Origin of the sequence: Lacrimispora sp. (assembly GCF_036758025.1) — a bacterium.
Lineage (GTDB): Bacteria > Bacillota > Clostridia > Lachnospirales > Lachnospiraceae > Lacrimispora.
The window spans coordinates 14,652-33,218 of sequence record NZ_DAIOXM010000005.1 but is presented as its reverse complement, the minus strand read 5'-3'; the positions used below and the strand labels follow the sequence as shown (position 1 = coordinate 33,218).

At 43.7% G+C, this 18,567-nt stretch carries 14 protein-coding genes and 2 tRNA genes; 11 read left to right on the top strand and 5 right to left on the bottom strand.

Annotated features, from left to right (window positions below; genetic code table 11):
* The first annotated feature begins 252 nt into the window (after window positions 1-252).
* Window positions 253-708, top strand: a complete 456-nt coding sequence (locus tag V7M78_RS06215) for a hypothetical protein (protein ID WP_333647517.1) — start codon at window positions 253-255, stop codon at window positions 706-708.
* 66 nt (window positions 709-774) lie between these two features.
* On the opposite strand, the gene V7M78_RS06210 is transcribed toward V7M78_RS06215, so the two are convergent.
* From V7M78_RS06210 to V7M78_RS06200, 3 genes are all read right to left on the bottom strand, one after another.
* On the bottom strand, window positions 775-1,815 hold the full coding sequence (locus V7M78_RS06210) for a penicillin-binding transpeptidase domain-containing protein (protein ID WP_333647515.1): 1,041 nt from the start codon (window positions 1,813-1,815) through the stop codon (window positions 775-777).
* A 163-nt stretch (window positions 1,816-1,978) separates the two neighbouring features.
* Window positions 1,979-2,809: a pentapeptide repeat-containing protein gene (locus V7M78_RS06205; protein WP_333647513.1), complete on the bottom strand. Its 831-nt coding sequence runs from the start codon at window positions 2,807-2,809 to the stop codon at window positions 1,979-1,981.
* 139 nt (window positions 2,810-2,948) lie between these two features.
* Window positions 2,949-3,021 (bottom strand) — tRNA-Thr (locus tag V7M78_RS06200).
* A 161-nt stretch (window positions 3,022-3,182) separates the two neighbouring features.
* Here V7M78_RS06200 and V7M78_RS06195 point away from each other — a divergent pair.
* The 4 genes from V7M78_RS06195 to V7M78_RS06180 all read left to right on the top strand — a co-directional run bounded on the left by V7M78_RS06195 (window position 3,183) and on the right by V7M78_RS06180 (window position 7,825).
* Window positions 3,183-3,464: an acylphosphatase gene (locus V7M78_RS06195; protein ID WP_333647511.1), complete on the top strand. Its 282-nt coding sequence runs from the start codon at window positions 3,183-3,185 to the stop codon at window positions 3,462-3,464.
* 92 nt (window positions 3,465-3,556) lie between these two features.
* Window positions 3,557-4,165 (top strand): TetR/AcrR family transcriptional regulator, encoded by a 609-nt coding sequence (locus V7M78_RS06190; RefSeq protein ID WP_333647509.1) that lies wholly within the window; start codon window positions 3,557-3,559, stop codon window positions 4,163-4,165.
* Window positions 4,166-4,245: 80 nt separating this feature from the next.
* Window positions 4,246-6,075 carry an ABC transporter ATP-binding protein gene (locus V7M78_RS06185; protein ID WP_333647507.1) on the top strand — a complete coding sequence of 610 codons (1,830 nt, stop codon included), beginning with the start codon at window positions 4,246-4,248 and terminating at the stop codon, window positions 6,073-6,075.
* Window positions 6,068-7,825 carry an ABC transporter ATP-binding protein gene (locus tag V7M78_RS06180; protein WP_333647777.1) on the top strand — a complete coding sequence of 586 codons (1,758 nt, stop codon included), beginning with the start codon at window positions 6,068-6,070 and terminating at the stop codon, window positions 7,823-7,825. Before V7M78_RS06185 ends, V7M78_RS06180 begins: the two co-directional genes overlap by 8 nt.
* Before the next feature lie 120 nt (window positions 7,826-7,945).
* Here V7M78_RS06180 and V7M78_RS06175 read toward each other — a convergent pair whose 3' ends face one another.
* Window positions 7,946-8,158 (bottom strand): hypothetical protein, encoded by a 213-nt coding sequence (locus V7M78_RS06175; RefSeq protein WP_333647505.1) that lies wholly within the window; start codon window positions 8,156-8,158, stop codon window positions 7,946-7,948.
* A 343-nt stretch (window positions 8,159-8,501) separates the two neighbouring features.
* On the opposite strand from V7M78_RS06175, the gene V7M78_RS06170 reads away from it, so the two are divergent.
* Complete coding sequence (locus tag V7M78_RS06170) at window positions 8,502-8,726, top strand: FeoA family protein (RefSeq protein WP_333647503.1); 225 nt, start codon at window positions 8,502-8,504, stop codon at window positions 8,724-8,726.
* Entirely contained in the window at window positions 8,723-10,777 is a 2,055-nt protein-coding gene (locus tag V7M78_RS06165) for a bifunctional diguanylate cyclase/phosphodiesterase (protein ID WP_333647501.1), read from the top strand. The genes V7M78_RS06170 and V7M78_RS06165 overlap by 4 nt, the downstream gene beginning before the upstream one ends.
* Window positions 10,778-11,742: 965 nt before the next feature.
* On the opposite strand, the gene V7M78_RS06160 is transcribed toward V7M78_RS06165, so the two are convergent.
* Window positions 11,743-11,813: transfer RNA gene (locus tag V7M78_RS06160), tRNA-Gly, on the bottom strand.
* 157 nt (window positions 11,814-11,970) lie between these two features.
* Here V7M78_RS06160 and V7M78_RS06155 point away from each other — a divergent pair.
* From V7M78_RS06155 to V7M78_RS06140, 4 genes are all read left to right on the top strand, one after another.
* Window positions 11,971-13,890, top strand: coding sequence for a DNA gyrase/topoisomerase IV subunit B (locus tag V7M78_RS06155; protein ID WP_333647499.1), 1,920 nt, complete (start codon window positions 11,971-11,973; stop codon window positions 13,888-13,890).
* A gap of 18 nt (window positions 13,891-13,908) precedes the next feature.
* Entirely contained in the window at window positions 13,909-16,143 is a 2,235-nt protein-coding gene (locus tag V7M78_RS06150; RefSeq protein WP_333647497.1) for a DNA gyrase/topoisomerase IV subunit A, read from the top strand.
* A 159-nt stretch (window positions 16,144-16,302) separates the two neighbouring features.
* Entirely contained in the window at window positions 16,303-17,391 is a 1,089-nt protein-coding gene (gene asd, locus V7M78_RS06145) for an aspartate-semialdehyde dehydrogenase (RefSeq protein ID WP_333647495.1), read from the top strand.
* Window positions 17,392-17,468: 77 nt separating this feature from the next.
* Window positions 17,469-18,527, top strand: coding sequence for an aldose epimerase family protein (locus V7M78_RS06140; RefSeq protein WP_333647493.1), 1,059 nt, complete (start codon window positions 17,469-17,471; stop codon window positions 18,525-18,527).
* The last annotated feature ends 40 nt before the right edge of the window (window positions 18,528-18,567 follow it).

The following is an 18,567-nucleotide window of genomic DNA, read 5'->3' as shown; positions in this document are numbered from 1 at the left end:
GAATTCCTTTGTCCCTGGGGTTAGCTTATTTTTATGCTGTCCAATATTTTTGCAGTGTATTTGTGTGTACTATATAGGCGGTTTAAATTCTTTAACGGGTAATTGTAAAGTATGACGATATAAAAACAGTTCGTATGGTTTATGTGTCTTTATAATAAGGGGTATTTATCCATGATTGATTCAGATGAAGACAAGTCTAAATTTGAAGTTGTCTACAGTGACTATAGAAATTTGCTCTGAAAGGAGAGGCGCTTGAAAAGAGAAAAAAGAACGATTCTGATCTTATTGGCTGAAATTGCAATTCTTTTATTTTTCTTTATACTTTGTTCGCTATCATTGTATTTATATGGACATTTTTCTTATTCTGAAAAAAGAGCATATGAAATTAGTTGGGGAATTTCATTGCCTGATCAAATAAAATTAGTGAATAATAAAAACACTAAATCTTTTCATGGAGACGGATTTAGGCATACGTTATACCAGATTGATCAAATGGAAGATTTAGAGGGATTTGAAGCGGAAAAAAGAGAGGAAATAGAAGAATTCTGTATTGAAATTGTTAATGATTTAGCAGTAGAAGCAAAGTATTGCCCGGACTTTACAGAAAAATATGTTTGGAAAAAGTATGTTAAACATGACAACGACATTTTAGTGATTATTTATTTTCCTGAAAAAAAGGAGTTTCATTTATTTCAAAAAACAATGTGAGGTATAGTTAGATTATAAATACGGCATGTTTTTACAGAGATTTCTTCCCACTGAGGAATAATAAAGTTAATTATGCCACCGTTCACTAAAGATAATATCCATGGCGATTTCTTTAGCCACAATGCTCGTAACAGTTTTATTTTCAGGATCATCAAGGCGAACAGCGAAATAAATTGGTTCTCCTTTGCTCTCAAAAAAACCAACAAACCAAGCATCTATACATTTTCCGTCTTTCTTGCCCATTCCTGTTTTGCCATATAAGGCAATATCAGTATCGCTGGTTTCAGTCTTCATCACATCCTTTACAGTTCTTATATGTTCTGCTGAAAAAAAGCTCTCGCCCTGAAAAATTCGGGCTAATACCTCTGTTTGCTGCCGGGGAGAAATTTTTAATGATGACTCAAGCCAAAATCCTGTCAGAGCTCTATTGCTATTGTTTGTATTGAGACTGCCTTCCCAATCGCTTATATCTGAATTGCCGTACTCAAGCTCTTGAAGCGCCTCCTCCATAGCTTCTTTTCCAACTCGATTGGTTATTTCTCGAAAATACCATACGCAGGATGTTTGAAACGCTTCTTGAAAATCCATATCCTTGTTCCAGGCATCATTCCAATATTTTTCACCACTCCAAGACAGCGGATTGCCAGGGACGATTTCTCCTTCATGTAAGCCGACCAGGGAGGATACGATCTTAAATGTAGAACAGGGAGAAGATGGCAGATCGCACAAGCTCTCGTTATAAAGAAGATACTCATTGCGAGTGGGACGGAAAAAAACTGCGCATCCATTAATCCCATTAAAATATTCTTTGAGATCCAGGACTTTCTGTTGAGGAGCTGGTGAAAGCGAGGGAAGCGGTTCTTTCCTATCACTTATGTCTGAACTGGGTTCGATGGTCTGCTTTGGCGGTGTTTTCTCTACGTTTGTAAAAGATGGAGAGGAGAGAACGGGCTCTCCGGGATCACCAGTCGACGAGGTACAACTGGTGCAAACAAATGTGATCATCAAAAGAACCATAAGTACAGAATTTCTTTTTTTCATGAGTAAGCTCCTTTTCATCTTAAACAAAGCGCTTGGCACTTCTTTTTCTGCTATTTTGTATTCCATAGCCGTACCACCTTGCAATTTGATTTTTATTACAAGGCGATTGAAAGACTGCAATACGGTTCCAGAGCGTCTTGCCGCATTAGGAACTGCTCAGTGATACTGCCTTTTACCATACAAAGAAAAGACAGTGTAAAAAAGATGTTTTTATGTTGAAGTATTATATTCATTTTTCCTGCCATGAGATCGGCCGGGAGATTCTATATGGAAGTTTTGTATTTGCATTTCCTTTTGCAGAGTTGATTTGCATTTGTGTCAAAAAAACGCTGGAACTTAAGTCAGTATTCTTAATATTGGTATCACGCATATCAGCGCCTAAAAAGTTTGCGCCATGTAAACTGCAACCCTCAAAATTTGCCGCAATTAACAACGCCATACTAAAATCTTTTCGGTCAAGATTTGCATGTTTAAAGTTATGTCCAAAATAATCTTTTCTATTTTTTTTATCAGAGCTTACTGTAATCATTTCGCTTAGCTGCTTCAATATTCTATTTACATCCGATCTGTAATCTTCAATATTCAGATGTAAAATCTCATCTGAGGGCAAACTGGTCATCCGTTCATTTTCAGAAATAAGAGATTCAATGTCAGTTTTAAGATGCTCATCAGGGGTCAAAGATAATGCCTCCAGTAAATACCATTCCATTTGATGAAGCTGAAAAACAATTTGGAATACCAGAAAAATTCCATTTGCAAGATTGGGACTGCTTTTCCAATCAACCTTGGGAAAGCAATTTTGTGTTACTTTTTGCCCTGCTCCAAAACAGTCATAAGCTAAACAGCCCCGCATATTTTTGCTTCCTAACTTTGCATGTATATCACAACGAAAGTTAGTCCTTAAATATTGACAGGGTACACCTGCCTCCTTATTTGCGGGAAATCCATCTGTTTTCATACAATATAGAGCAACACAACATAGCCCGCTGCATTTCTCGCAATCTATCTTAAGCCTGTCTTCTAAGCCAGAATATTTACGGTCAATCATTTTTTTAAACATTTTTATACTCCTGAGATATATAAACGGTTTTCGTTACAAATTCCTATCCATTTTTGTTACCTGATATAAAATTATTTTAGCATATAAAATAAAAAGAGTCGATCGCAAAAGCAATCGACTTTTTCAGTAATATTCTTAAAGCTACTGAGGGGACTCGAACCCCTGACCTGCTGATTACGAATCAGCTGCTCTACCACCTGAGCCACAGTAGCAAATATAAGGAAGGTTATTATTCCAATTCCACGTAGTGCAAATGAGGTGCACTAAGAAGATAATCCAGAAATTGACATAGCAGCCAAACCTTTGATATTATAACAGTTAGAGGGCGAAAAATCAACCCTTTCATGGAAAAAAAACAACAGAGGTGAAGTACATGGAAAAATGGGAAAAAATACGAAGACACATTTATGTGAGCGGTCGTGTTCAGGGCGTGGGATTCCGCTTTAGGACCCAGCATTTTGCCGTTGGACTTGGTCTGACGGGCTGGGTGAAAAATCTGGATGACGGCAGAGTCGAGATGGAGGTACAGGGAACTGAGGAGGGAATCAGGCAGCTGTTGGGGTATTTAAGACAGGAGCGCCCTATTGTTATTGAGGATATATGCTCAGTGGATATTCCTGTTAAAGAGGAAAAAGCATTTCGCGTGACGTATTAAATTTTTGGCAAAAGGATTGTTTTCGGCTTGACAAATCTAAAAACCGAGAGTATTATAACAGTGTTATATTACGGTGTTACAAAGGAGGGCTTATGCCAGCGGATGAAATCAGTACACAGGAACGCATCCTGTCGGCAGGCAAAGAAGAATTTTTGACAAAGGGATTTGCAGAAGCTTCTCTGCGCAACATTGCCGCAAAGGCCGGAGTGACCACCGGCGCTATTTATGGGTATTATTCTGATAAGAATGCATTGTTTACGGCTCTGGTAGAACCTGCTGCCGCTGAATTTACCAGACAGTTTTTATATGTCCATGACAGATACGAATATACCCCCATTGATCTCACCTTTGAGACCTCCACCAATGCCTTAAACGGTATGATGGACTATATTTATGAGAATTTCGATTCGTTCCGCCTGCTGATCTGTTGTTCTGCAGGGTCAGCCTATGAGGATTACATCGAATTTCTGGTGGAAAAGGAAGATGAATCTACGTTAAAGTATGCCGAAATCCTGCGCCAGAATGGATATTCGGTGGAGCCCTTTTCCCCAACCCTGGTGCATATCTTATCCCGCGGATTTTTTTCTGCCATTTTTGAAACGGTTGCCCATAGGATGGAAAAAGAAGAGGCGAAGCAGTATGTGAATCATATTGCTGACTTTTACCGGGCCGGATGGATTCATTTGTTCGGCGCAAAATAGATTTTTCATGAAATAAAAAGGACGAAAGTCCTTTTTATAATAAATATTGGTTAGCGAAAACTAACTAAAAGGAGGAAAATATGGATACTGAAAAATCTTCTTCAGCAAAGCCTTATAAGACCGGTATGGCCCGGCTTCTGGAGCTTGCTGCCACGAAAAAGCCGTTGGTAACCGGAGCAGTGGTGTTATCTTCTCTGGCTTCTGTTGCCAGCTTTATCCCTCATATTGCCATTTATCTGGTAATCCGTGAGGTTTTAAGTGTGTGGCCTGATGAAAGCGGGCTGGATACCGGAACAATGATCCGGTACGGCTGGCTGGCTTTTGGCGGGGTGGCCCTTAACATTCTGCTCTATTTCGGAGCTTTGGTGTGCTCCCATCTGGCGGCATTTGGCACCCTGTACGAACTGAAGGTGAATTTCGCCTCTCATCTGGCAAAGGTGCCTTTAGGCCTTCATGTGGTGATCGGAAGCGGAAAGCTGCGTAAGATTATGGATGAGAACATCGAGAAAGTCGAAGGGTTCATTGCCCACCAGCTGCCGGATATGGCGGCTGCCTTTGTGGCTCCTGTGGTCATGATTGTAATTTTGCTGGCAGTTGACTGGCGCTTTGGGCTTGGAGCTCTTTTAGGGGTTGTGATCGCCTTTATCCTGCAAATGTCCATGTACGGCAACGAGGGGGCTCAGGCAAAGATGGCACAGTACCAGACTGCCCTGGAGGATATGAACAATGCCTCGGTGGAATACATAAGGGGTATTTCCGTGGTTAAGGCCTTTGGGCAGACAGTCTATTCCTTCCGGCGTCTTCACGACACCATTAAGGCCTACACGGACATGGTTCTTCCCTATACCTTTAGCTGGGAAAATACTTTTACTTCATTTTCCACCCTGATCAACAATATTTACCTCTTTATCATACCGGTGGGAATTTTTGTGGGTATGAGAACGACAGATTATCCGAAGTTTGCAGCTACTTTGATTTTCTACCTGATTTTTGTCCCCTCCATTGCATCGACTTTGATGAAGGTGATGTATGTCAACTCCAACAGCATGCAGATTTTAGGCGGTGTGGCGGCAATGGACCGCATTCTCTCAGAGGAGGAGCTGGCCCAGCCCCAGTCGCCCAAAATGCCGAAGGGCCATGGTATAGAATTTAAGGATGTAACTTTTTCTTATGATAAGGGAGAGACAGAGGCACTCAGCGGTATTTCCTTTACAGCAAAACAAGGTCAGGTCACTGCCATTGTAGGCCCATCAGGCGGAGGAAAGAGTACCATTGCCCATCTGATTCCCAGATTTTTTGATGTGGCAAAGGGAGCTATTTTGCTGGGCGATGTGGATTTGCGGGATATTCCCTCCCCAAGCCTGATGGAAAAGGTCAGCTTTGTTTTTCAGGATGTATTTTTATTTAAGCAGAGTGTCAGGGACAATATCCGTATGGGAAATGGAGAAGCCACAGAGGAGCAGGTTATTGCCGCTGCCAAGGCGGCCCGGTGCCATGATTTTATTATGAAGCTGCCAAGGGGCTACGACACGGTAATCGGAACAAAGGGCGTGCATTTAAGCGGCGGGGAAAAACAGCGTATTGCCATTGCCCGTGCTATTATAAAGGATGCGCCGGTGGTAGTGCTTGATGAGGCGACAGCCTTTGCCGACCCGGAAAATGAACATTTGATACAAAAGGCATTTGAAACCCTGATGGAAGGAAAAACAGTGATCATCATTGCCCACCGTCTTTCTACCATCCGCAGCGCTGATAAGATCGTCGTGATTGAAAACGGACATGTTGCAGAAGAAGGCAACCACGATGATTTAGTCAGCCGGGGAGGGCGTTACAGTGCCATGTGGAGTACTTACAATGAAACTGCCAGCTGGCAGATCAAACGGGAAGGGAGAGTGGAATTTCATGCATGAACAGACTAAACAGCCCCGGCTGCAGACAGCCCTGATGCTGACTGATAAGGGATACCGGGATTTAAAAGCGGCCATCGCCGCCTGCACTCTGACAAACTTTTCCATGATGATTCCCTTCGGCATTATGGTCCAGATGATTCTTGAACTGTTAAAGCCCTTAAGCGGAGGGCAGGTTTCCTGGCAGAAAATGTGGCTTCTTTTTGGCTGCGGCATCCTTGGCGCAGGCGCTGTATTTTTGTGCAGCAAGAACGACTACCGGAAAACCTATGTGGTTTCCTACAAAGAGAGTGAAAAATCCCGTATTGCCTTGGCTGAACATATCCGCAGGCTGCCTATGAGCGTGTTCAATTCCAAGGATTTAACGGAACTGACTACCAATATTATGGGAGATGTGGCTATTCAGGAGCATGTGTTAAGCCATGTCATCCCCCAGTTGACGGCTAACGGCATTTCTGTCACAGTCATATGTGCATTACTGGCATTTTTTGACTGGCGCATGGCCCTGGCTGCCTTTATCACCCTTCCCATATCTCTGTTCATTGTGCTGGGAAGCCGTAAAATCCAGAAAAAACTGGGACAGAAGCATGCCGATGCCAAGCTGGAGGCCTCCGGTCAGGTGCAGGAGTACATTGAAGGAATTAAGGTGATCAAAGCCTGCAATTTAGACGGAGAAAAGTTTGAAATGCTGGAAAATGCCCTGCGTACTATGCGCAATTTAGCCATTCAGTTTGAGTTCGGCACCGGGGTATTTGTGACGGGGGCCCAGGTGGTACTGCAGGCCGGAGTAGGTCTGACCGTTCTGGTGGGGGCTGTTCTGATTGGCAGCGGCAGACTTGAGATTGTAACTATGCTGATGTTTCTGCTCATTGTAACCCGCATTTACGGACCTATTTTGACAGAGCTGGTGCTTTTGCCGGAGCTTTTATACCACCAGATTGCTCTGAACCGCATGCGCAGGCTTTTTGAAACCCAGACCATGGAAGGCCGGACGGATGAGGAGATTTCTTCTTATGAGATCGCCCTTGACCGGGTGGACTTCCATTACAATCAGGGAGAAGAAACAATTCAAGACATGACCGTGGACATTCCGGCTGGGGGCATTACAGCATTGGTAGGCCCCTCCGGAAGCGGAAAGAGTACAGTTTCCCGCCTGATTGGCCGGTTCTGGGATGTGAACGGTGGACGGATTACCATTGGAGGAGTGGATATCAAGACCCTTGATCCGGAGCACCTTATGAGCTATATATCCTTTGTGTTCCAGGATGTGACTCTGTTTCACGATACGGTTTACAACAACATTGCCATTGGCAATGAAAATGCCACTGAGGCCCAGATATATGCTGCTGCAAAGGCTGCCTGCTGTGAAGAATTTATTAATAAGCTGCCCAATGGATACCAGACCATGCTGGGAGAAAACGGCTCCACCTTATCGGGAGGAGAGCGTCAGAGGCTGTCCATTGCCAGAGCATTGTTAAAGGATGCCCCCATTGTGCTATTGGATGAGGCCACCGCCTCCCTTGATCCGGAAAATGAAGCGCTGATTCAACAGGCCATCGGTGCATTGATTGAAAATAAGACGGTTCTTGTAATCGCCCACCGCCTGCGGACGGTCACTGAAGCCGATAAAATCATTGTGCTGGATAAGGGCCGGATTGTGGAGCAGGGCACCCATGATCAGCTTCTTGAGCAGAAGGGATTATATCACAGGCTGTTTACCATTCAGCAGGAAAGCCTGGGCTGGAGCGTGTAAGGTCTGATAAGAGTAAAATAGAATAAAAATGCCGGATATGGAAGGATTAAAACTGGATTCTCCTCCATATCCGGTATTTTTATTTTGTCAAAGCCTTTTTTAAAGGATATAACGCAGGAGTCAATCCTTTTCCTTGGAATTTTTGCCGGTCTTTTTAAAATCTGTCTTATAATATAGTATTGAAAATCTGACACCCAATGCAGCAAAAGCTATGGTTATCAATACAAGAAGATATTGCTCAAGTTTCCATAAAGCTACAGGGACACCTAAAAGCATGGTGACATTGCTGTATATCATATAGATGCTTAATAATACAATCAATAATTTTCTCATGAAATACTCCTTTCCGTTATCTTATTCCATGCCGTACTTATGTCGGAGGCATGCGAAGGCATTAATAATATATCTGATTTTGTATGCTCATAAAATATAGTTTCTCCTGACTTTAAGTTTATAAGAACTGCATTTGCTGTCCTTATCTGTTCTATTTCATTTTATACCATATTTTAACACAGATATACTGTTAAAATATACAATAAAAAACTTATTTATGGAAGTCTTGTTGAGAATCAGTCTGCATAAAGGCCCGGTTTTTCGCTTGTATTATCTGGAATTATATGGTATCATAATAACGCTAGTTAGCTAAAGCTAACTATTGGCTTAATGGAGGGATAATATGCCTTTGTTTTTAGCTGATTTAGGGGTACCTTATACGATTATCCGCCTGGCGGGAAATGAAAAGCTCCGGCACCGCATGGAGTCTTTGGGATTTATTACAGGAACAAAACTTGTGCTTGTGTCCAAATTCAATAATTACTTTCTCATCAGCATCAAGGGGTCAAGAATCGGAATCAGCGAGGATATGGCAAAGCGAATTATTATCCGGCAGGAGGTAATATGAAAAACAGATACACCACTTTTTTGCTTTATTCGTGTGCAGCGGTTATTGCGCTGATTCTTGTGATACAGATATATGGACTGACAGACAGGAATCTGGCAATAAATTCCGGTATGTCCTATTCCCGAATCCGGTTTATCTACGGCGTTTCCATTCTTCTTTCCATTATGGCAGTTTCCCTGCTGTTTTCCAAAGAAGAAGTCAACAGGGGTTTGAAACGGAAGGCATATACCGATATTACAGGTATTATGAACAAACATGCCTGCCTTGAGCGGATGAAAATGCTGGACTGCAGTGACAGTACCTTAATGATCGGATTTGCTCTGTTTGATTTGAATAACCTAAAAAAGGTAAACGACTTTTACGGACATGAGGAAGGTGATAAGCTGATTCAGAATTTCGTTCACATTCTGCGTCAGGCTTCTGATGAGAAATATTTTCTCGGCCGTTTTGGAGGAGATGAATTTGTCACCATTATTGAAAACTGTGACGAAGGGCTGATGGAATCCTATCTTGACCAGATTCGTGAACTGACAGACCGCTTTAATAATGGAAAATCCATACGGCTCAGCTATGCCAGCGGCTATGCGATCAGCACAAGGGAGCACTACTACCTGATGGATGATCTGCTGAAGGAAGCGGATAAAAAGATGTATGAAAACAAAAAGATGATCAAGGCCCTTGATACGGCTGAGACCGGACAAATTAGTAAGATACTTGATATGAAGAAAAACGTATTGTTTGACCGTGACGAGCTGACAGAGCTGTATGGCTACAAGGCATTTATGAGCATTGTCAGAAAGGTTTTACAGTTTTCCGGCAGTGACGCCCGTCTGGCAATCGTATGCCTGGATATCAATAATTTCGGATACGTCAATGATATATACGGACGCAGGGAAGGGGATAATATTTTAAAACGTTTGGCAGCAGAATTGAACAGTCAGACTTTTTGTCTTTGTGCCCACCGCCTGTATTCTGACAATTTTACATATCTTGCGGATATCTCAGGGATGTCTAAGGCCGAGGGGATGGAAATGATCCAAGGCTGGAACAAACGATTTTCCCGCCTTGCAAATGAAACTTACAAAGGTGCCCGGTTTATTGTAAAAAGCGGGATTTATTTTATTTCAGATCACTGTGAGACAGTGGAAACAATGATTAACAATGCCCATTATGCCCATAAATCTGCCAAGGCTTCCCACCAGGATATAGCCGTATACTGCGAAGCGCTGGGACAGGCAGCAAAGAAGCGTTCTGACATTATTCATTCCTTCCAAAATGCCCTGGAACAAAATGAATTTGAAGTCTATGTCCAGCCTCAGGTTTCCTGCGGGAATAAGAAAATCTGCGGAGTGGAAGCGTTAGTGCGCTGGAAGAGGCCTGATGGGGCTTTTGTCTATCCGGGCGAATTCATTCCGATTCTGGAGCAGACCGGTGATATTGTGGAGCTGGATTTTTATGTATATGAAAAGGTGTTTGCCTATCTGAATGAAAATGAAAGCTTCCGGGAAAAGAATGTTCCCATATCCGTCAATGTTTCCCGTGTACATCTTCTGGAAATAAACCAGTTTATTGTCCGGCTGAAGGAGCTTGGCAGCAGGTATCCTGTTTCTTCCAAGCTGGTTGTATTCGAATTAACGGAAAGTGCTTATATTCAGGATATTGACGATTCCCATACCTTTATCCGCAGAATTCATGAGCTGGGATATAAGGTGTCAATGGATGATTTTGGAAACGGGTATTCTTCTTTAAAAGCAATCCAGTCACTTCCGTTTGATGAAATCAAATTTGACCGTGCTTTTCTGGATAAGAATGCGGATGAAAAAGAACCGCACACTTTTTTACAGCTTATTGGTTTGATTAAAGGGCTGGGGATTTCGGTTGTCTGCGAGGGTGCCGAGACAGAGGAGCATGTCAGGCTTTTGGAACGCTCTGAGTGCGACAGCATACAGGGGTATTATTACTATAAGCCGTTTCCGCTGAAGGAGCTGAGAGTACAGGATATTGTGAAGGGGGAGCCGCTGCAGGCAGATCCGGCGGCGCTTTGCGGGTGATTCTGCAAAGAAATTATGTGATGGATTATTCCGGGATAATATAGTGATTTAGGAGCTGGCGGTTGCCGGCTCTTATTTAGTATGATAATAGAATGTGATTTAAGTATGGGACAAAAGAAATGAAAGCCAGTCAAAAAAGGTACAAATCCAAATAAAAATTGATCCTTTCAGATTGCAGGGATCAAGATGGATACTGCTATTTGTTTAGATTATGGATATTGCGGTCCAAAAGCGGCAGCGAACTACGGAACTATGAGAAAATGCAGCATAAGTAATTGCACAATGAAATGGGATATGTTACCATAGTGACATGGAACAATCGTGTCACTGCAGGGGTGTTGACCTTCCATCATACATAGATGGGGGGTGGTGCGGATGAAATATGACTTTAAGGACCTTATGGCCTTTGGTATGTTCATAATCGCATTACTTACCTTTATTTTCGTTAATTGTAAGTAGCGTTTTTCTATAAAGTCCCAGAAATGGGCAATAGAAAATCCCCCTTGTATACTTGGTCGGTATCGGGGGATTTCTATCTTCTTATAGGCCAACCCCTTGTATTGGGGCGGTTGTTCCTTTTGTAATTCTAATATAGCATATCTGGTATCACTATTCAAGTATCTATAGATGATAAATTATATATAGTTATTAGATTGCGTTGTAGGTGGTCCGCCTTGTCGTAATTATTCTTTCCTTATCAAGGAAAATATAAATGTTCTCATAAAGCTGTTAATAAGGGTAATGTCATTAGTGGAGCAACAGGCATTCTTAAAGCATGCAAAAGGATCTGTATACTTTGATTTTTATGTCATAGCTTTATCAACCGGAATGGGGTCTCGGATACAAAAGCCGAGGAGATGAAAAAGATAAAAAAATATTGTAAAAAAATAAAAGTGGTGTCAAGACTCAAAAAGAGGACTATCCAAATTATGACGGAAGTCCTCTTTTTCCTCGTAAATAAATACAGCAGATAACGGGAATCGAACCCGCCTCCTCAGCTTGGGAAGCTGATATTCTACCGATGAACTATATCTGCTTAATATCACTGATAACGCAACATATTATATCACATCTACTTGCAAACAATCAATAGCTTTTCACAAAATTTGGTAAAAAAACCGGCCAGCAACTTGCCAAAAACCGAACATACGTTGTATAATGGAGCATGACAATACCAGATGTGGAGGAGTATCATGGCAAAAACACAGTATAATGCGGACAGTATTACCGTTTTGGAGGGCCTTGAGGCGGTGAGAAAGCGTCCGGGCATGTATATAGGCAGTGTTGGAACAAAGGGACTGAACCATTTGATTTACGAAATCGTGGACAATGCGGTGGACGAGCATCTGGCCGGCTACTGTGATCAGATATGGGTCACTTTAGAAGCGGATGGGTCCTGCACAGTAAAGGATTCAGGCCGTGGAATTCCAGTAGAAATGCATCAAAAAGGCGTGTCAGCAGAGCGTGTGGTTTTATCCACCCTTCACGCTGGAGGCAAGTTTGACAACGATGCCTATAAAACCAGCGGCGGCCTTCACGGTGTAGGCTCCTCAGTAGTAAACGCTCTGTCAGCCCACATGAAAATCAAAGTATATAAGAATGGTCTGATTCATTACGACGCATATGAGCGGGGCATACCAACGGTAGAACTGGTGGATGGCCTGCTTCCTACGTTAGGAAAAACGAAAGAAACGGGAACAGAAATCAACTTTCTTCCTGATGAAGAGATTTTTGAAAGAACCCGTTTTAAAGCAGAGTGGCTGAAAAGCCGCCTTCATGAAACGGCATATTTAAATCCCAATCTCCATATTACCTATAAAAATAACAGACAGGGAGAAGAAGAGACCGTCATTTATCACGAGCCTGACGGAATTATCGCCTATGTAAAGGAATTAAACTCCGGAAAAGAAGGGGTCCATGATCCTATTTATTTTAAGGGAACCGTAGATAAGGTGGAGGCAGAGATCGCCTTTCAGTTTGTGGATACTTTTGAAGAGAACATCCTGGGCTTTTGCAACAATATTTTCACCCAGGAGGGCGGAACCCACTTAGCCGGGTTTAAGACCCGCTTCACCCAGATGATCAATACCTATGCAAGAGAGCTGGGTATTTTAAAAGAAAAGGATACCAACTTCACAGGAGCTGACACCAGAAGCGGCCTGACAGCCGTGGTGGCAGTGAAGCACCCTGATCCCATCTTTGAAGGTCAGACCAAGACAAAGCTGGCCAGCGCCGATGCCACGAAAGCAGTGTTTGCAGTAACCGGAGATGAGCTGCAGCGCTACTTTGACCGCAACCTGGAAGTGCTAAAGTCAGTCATCGGATGCGCGGAAAAATCTGCAAAGATCCGTAAAGCGGAGGAAAAGGCCAAAACCAACATGCTTTCCAAATCCAGATTTTCCTTTGACAGCAACGGAAAGCTGGCAAACTGTGAAAGCCGGGAAGCGGAAAAATGCGAAATTTTCATTGTAGAGGGAGATTCGGCAGGCGGCTCCGCCAAAACAGCCCGGAACCGGAGATATCAGGCCATCCTTCCCATCAGAGGAAAGATCTTAAACGTGGAAAAGGCTTCTATGGACAAGGTATTAGCCAATGCGGAGATCAAGACCATGATCAACACCTTTGGCTGCGGATTTTCCGAAGGCTATGGCAATGATTTTGACATCACCAAGCTGCGGTATCATAAGATCATCCTCATGACCGATGCCGATGTGGACGGAAGCCATATTGACACCCTTCTTCTCACATTTTTATACCGTTTTATGCCGGAGCTGATTTACAACGGCCATGTATTCATTGCCATGCCCCCCTTATTTAAGGTTATTCCCAAACGGGGACAGGAGCAGTACCTCTATGACGAAAAAGATTTGGAACGGTACAAAAAGACCCATACAGGGGAATTCACCCTTCAGCGCTATAAGGGTCTTGGTGAAATGGACGCAGAACAGCTTTGGGAAACCACCCTTGATCCGGAGCGGAGAGTTTTAAAGCAGGTGGAAATCGAGGATGCCCGCATGGCTTCTGAAATAACGGAAATGCTCATGGGCAGCGACGTGCTTCCCAGACGTCAGTTTATTTACGAACACGCGGAAGAAGCGGAGATCGACGCATAGGAAAGAAGAGAGGATAACATGGCAGAAAAAATCATTAAAACAGAATATTCCGAGGAAATGCAGAGGAGCTACATGAATTATTCCATGAGCGTAATCACTGCCAGAGCCATCCCGGATGCCAGAGACGGTCTAAAGCCGGTACAGCGGCGTGTCTTATACGATATGAGCGAGCTTCGCTTGAACCACGACAAGCCTCACAGGAAATCAGCCCGTATTGTAGGCGATACCATGGGTAAGTATCACCCCCATGGAGACAGTTCTATTTACGAGACCTTGGTGGTCATGTCCCAGGTATTTAAAAAGGGAATGCCTCTTGTTAACGGTCACGGAAACTTCGGTTCCATTGAAGGAGACGGGGCGGCGGCCATGCGTTATACGGAGGCCAGGCTGGAAAAGTTTGCTGAGGAAGTTTATTTAAAGGATTTAGATAAGACTGTGGACTTTGTCCCCAACTATGATGAAACGGAAAAAGAGCCGGAGGTTCTTCCGGTGCGGGTTCCCAACCTTCTGATCAACGGAGCAGAGGGAATTGCAGTGGGTATGAGCACCAGCATTCCGGCTCATAACCTGGGAGAGGTCATTGATGCGGTCTTTGCCTACATTGACAATCCTGAAATTTCTATTCCGGAATTGATGGAATATCTGCCCGGACCGGATTTTCCCACTGGAGGCATCATAGCCAATAAAAGCGACCTGCCCGCCATTTACGAAACCGGTACAGGAAAGATCAAACTCCGTGGAAAGATGGAAGTGGAGCTTGGAAAGCGGAAGGCGGATAAGGATAAGCTGGTGATCACAGAAATTCCTTATACCATGGTAGGTGCGGGAATCAATAAATTCCTGGTGGATGTGGCTGACCTGGTGGAAAGTAAAAAGCTGACCGATGTGGTGGACATTTCCAACCAGTCTAATAAAGACGGAATCCGTATTGTTTTAGAGCTGCGCAAGGATGCAGATGTGGAACGAATCCGCAACATTCTATATAAGAAGACAAAGCTGGAGGACACTTACGGGGTCAATATGCTGGCTATTGCAGACGGCCGCCCGGAGACCTTGAATTTAAGAGGAATCTTAAAAAACTATCTGGATTTCCAGTATAAAAATGCCACCAGAAAGTACCAGACTCTTTTGGAAAAAGAGCTGGAAAAGAAAGAGATCAAGGAAGGCTTAATAAAAGCCTGTGATGTCATTGACTTAATCATTGCGGTCTTAAGAGGTTCCAAAAACTTAAAGGACGCCAAAAACTGCCTGATGACCGGAGATATTTCCAATATTAATTTTCGGGTCAAGGGCTTTGAAAAAGATGCCCAGGCCCTGCATTTTACAGAGAAGCAGGCCACTGCCATTTTGGAAATGCGCCTTTATAAGCTGATTGGTCTGGAAATTCTCCAGTTGGAAAAGGAATATAAGGAGACTTTGGCAAAGATTGCAGAATACGAAAAGATTCTCTCCAGCCGTAAAAATATGGATGAAGTGATAAAAAAAGACCTGGCTCATATCAAAGAGGAATACGGCACACCGAGAAGAACTCTCATTGAGGACGGAAAGGAAGCCGTTTACGATGAAACCGCTGTTGCCGTGTCGGAAGTCACCTTTGTCATGGACCGTTTCGGCTACTGCAAGGTTCTTGATAAAGCTTCTTATGACAGGAATAAAGATACCATTGAAACAGAGCATCCTTATGTGGTAAACTGTTTAAATACAGATAAAATATGTATTTTCACCAACACGGGAAATCTCCATCAGGTGAAGATTCTGGACATTCCGGCAGGAAAGCTCAGGGACAAGGGAACGCCCATTGACAATCTGAGTAAGTTTGACGGAACAAAGGAAGAGATCATATACTTATGTCATGGATCACGATTAAAGGGACGGAAGTTCTTATTTGCCACAAGGCAGGCTTTGGTCAAGGTGGTTCCCGGAGAGGAATTTGAAACTAACAACAGAACAGTGGCAGCCACCAAGCTTCAGGACGGCGACCTCCTCCTCTCCATTCAGGCCCTGGAGGTGCAGACTGATGTGGTGCTTCAGACAACGTCGGGAATTTTCCTTAGGTTTTTAACAGAAGAAATCTCTGAGATGAAAAAGAATGCCAGAGGTGTGAGAGGCATCAAGCTATCCCAGGGAGAAGAACTGGAAGAAGTATACCTTCTGGGAGAAGACCCGGTTATCCGTTATAAGGAAAAGGACGTCCACTTAAACCGGTTGAAAATCGGAAAACGGGATGGAAAAGGCAGCAAAGTGCGCCTTTAGTGCTTTAGGGCAGTACAGATTTTAATGAATGTCTTTGATACGCGTACAAATGTATTTTTATGGCGAATAAATATTGATTTTTCTTTCACTTTGTTATAGGATAGTTAAGAATTTAGCTGAACGATTCGTATTACAAAATGAAAAAGCGAGGAGAAAAATATGGAAAAGAAATTGAGAGTCGGTATTTTAGGAGCAACCGGCATGGTAGGGCAGAGATTTATCTCTTTGCTGGAGAATCATCCATGGTACGAAGTGGTAACTGTGGCAGCCAGCCCCCGTTCCGCAGGAAAGACATATGAAGAAGCAGTAGGAGACCGCTGGAAAATGACCACTCCAATGCCTGATTCAGTAAAGAAACTGACTGTGATGAATGTCAATGAAGTGGAAGCCGTTGCAGCCAGTGTTGATTTTGTATTCAGCGCCGTGGACATGACAAAGGAAGAGATCAAAGCCATCGAAGAAGCTTATGCAAAAACAGAGACTCCGGTGGTATCCAATAACAGCGCCCATAGATGGACTCCTGACGTTCCTATGGTAATCCCGGAGATCAATCCGGAGCATTATGAAGTGATCAAGGACCAAAGGAAGCGTCTGGGTACGGAACAGGGATTTATTGCGGTAAAGCCTAACTGTTCCATCCAAAGCTATGCACCTGTCCTGACTGCATGGAGGGAATTTGAACCCTATGAAGTGGTGGCTACCACTTACCAGGCTATCTCAGGAGCAGGAAAGAACTTTCAGGATTGGCCTGAGATGGTAGAAAACTTAATCCCTTATATTGGAGGAGAAGAGGAAAAGAGCGAGCAGGAGCCTCTTCGCCTTTGGGGAAAGGTTGAAAACGGAGAAATTGTAAAGGCCAGCAGTCCTGTTATCACTTGCCAGTGTCTCAGGGTTCCGGTATTAAATGGCCATACAGCAGCAGTTTTTGTAAAGTTCCGCAAAAAGCCAACCAAAGAGGAGCTGATTGACCGCATCGTGAACTTTAAGGGGCTTGCTCAGGAATTAGATCTTCCAAGCGCTCCTAAGCAGTTTATGCAGTACTTAGAAGAGGATAACCGCCCCCAGATCACCCTTGATGTGGATTATGAAAAGGGAATGGGTATTTCTGTAGGCCGTATCAGGGAAGACAGTGTTTATGATTATAAATTCGTAGGCTTATCCCATAACACAGTCCGGGGCGCAGCCGGCGGAGCAGTGCTTTCCGCAGAGCTTTTAACTGCCAAGGGCTATATCAAAGCAAAAGCATAATGAAATTCAGGGGGCTGTTGCAAAATGACATTTTGTAACAGTCCTTTCATGAAAAAAATAAAATGGAGGAAGCAAACATGGCATATAAGAAAGAGCATTGGGGAAACATGCCGGACGGAAAAGAGATTTGCCTGTATACACTGAGCAATGAAAACGGAGCGTCAGCCTCTTTTACCGATTTAGGCGCAGTATGGGTTACGATGAATGTGCCGGATAGAGACGGAAAAGGGACTGATGTTGTCCTGGGGTTTGACAGTGCAGAAGAATACCTGATCAACCCCCCTCATTTTGGAGCTCCTATCGGACGCAATTCCAACCGCATCGGAGGCGCGGCATTTAGCTTAAACGGAAAAGAGTACAAGCTGGAAGCCAATAATGGCTCCAGCAATTTACATAGTGCTCCCGACCTTTACCACAGACGCCTTTGGGAAGGTCAGGCAGAGGAAACCGATTTAGGAGTCAGAGTCAGCTTTTCCCTTGCTTCTCCTGATAAGGATCAGGGATATCCGGGAAATGCGGACATCACCATCACCTATACCCTGACTCCCGATGACAGTCTTGTGATTTCATATCACATGGTTTGTGATGCCGATACCGTGGCTAACTTCACCAACCACAGCTATTTTAACTTAGACGGACAGGATGGGGGCTGGGCCATGAAGCAGAGGGTGTGGATTGATGCAGATACTTTTACCAGAACAGACGAAGGCCTGGTTCCAACAGGAGAATTTGTTCCGGTTAAGGGAACTCCCATGGACTTTACGGTTATGAAGACTATAGAGCGGGATATTGACCAGGATTATGAGGATCTGAGCATTGGAGCGGGATATGACCACAACTGGGTTCTCAATCACGAACCGGGAGAATTAGCTCTGTCTGCTGCTGCGGAATCAGACAAGACGGGAATCCGGATGGAGGTTTATACAGACCTGCCGGGAATTCAGTTTTACACCGCTAATGCCATGAAGCCAGGAATCGTGGGCAAGGGAAAAACCCTATATGAAAAGCGGGGCAGCTATTGCTTTGAGACTCAGAATTTTCCCGATGCTGTCAACAAGCCGGAATTTCCATGCCCCTTCTTAAAGGCAGGAGAAGAGTATCAGACAACCACGATCTACAAGTTTTCTAAAGTATAATTTACAGGAACGCGGCTCTGCTGCGTTCCTGAACTTCTGT

Coding starts and splice junctions, on each gene's coding strand:
- V7M78_RS06195 (WP_333647511.1), top strand. CDS start 3,183: ATGGAAAAATGGGAAAAAATACGAAGACACATTTATGTGAGCGGTCGT.
- V7M78_RS06155 (WP_333647499.1), top strand. CDS start 11,971: ATGGCAAAAACACAGTATAATGCGGACAGTATTACCGTTTTGGAGGGC.
- V7M78_RS06190 (WP_333647509.1), top strand. CDS start 3,557: ATGCCAGCGGATGAAATCAGTACACAGGAACGCATCCTGTCGGCAGGC.
- V7M78_RS06175 (WP_333647505.1), bottom strand. CDS start 8,158: ATGAGAAAATTATTGATTGTATTATTAAGCATCTATATGATATACAGC.
- V7M78_RS06180 (WP_333647777.1), top strand. CDS start 6,068: ATGCATGAACAGACTAAACAGCCCCGGCTGCAGACAGCCCTGATGCTG.
- V7M78_RS06205 (WP_333647513.1), bottom strand. CDS start 2,809: ATGTTTAAAAAAATGATTGACCGTAAATATTCTGGCTTAGAAGACAGG.
- V7M78_RS06185 (WP_333647507.1), top strand. CDS start 4,246: ATGGATACTGAAAAATCTTCTTCAGCAAAGCCTTATAAGACCGGTATG.
- V7M78_RS06170 (WP_333647503.1), top strand. CDS start 8,502: ATGCCTTTGTTTTTAGCTGATTTAGGGGTACCTTATACGATTATCCGC.
- V7M78_RS06140 (WP_333647493.1), top strand. CDS start 17,469: ATGGCATATAAGAAAGAGCATTGGGGAAACATGCCGGACGGAAAAGAG.
- asd (WP_333647495.1), top strand. CDS start 16,303: ATGGAAAAGAAATTGAGAGTCGGTATTTTAGGAGCAACCGGCATGGTA.
- V7M78_RS06165 (WP_333647501.1), top strand. CDS start 8,723: ATGAAAAACAGATACACCACTTTTTTGCTTTATTCGTGTGCAGCGGTT.
- V7M78_RS06150 (WP_333647497.1), top strand. CDS start 13,909: ATGGCAGAAAAAATCATTAAAACAGAATATTCCGAGGAAATGCAGAGG.
- V7M78_RS06210 (WP_333647515.1), bottom strand. CDS start 1,815: ATGGAATACAAAATAGCAGAAAAAGAAGTGCCAAGCGCTTTGTTTAAG.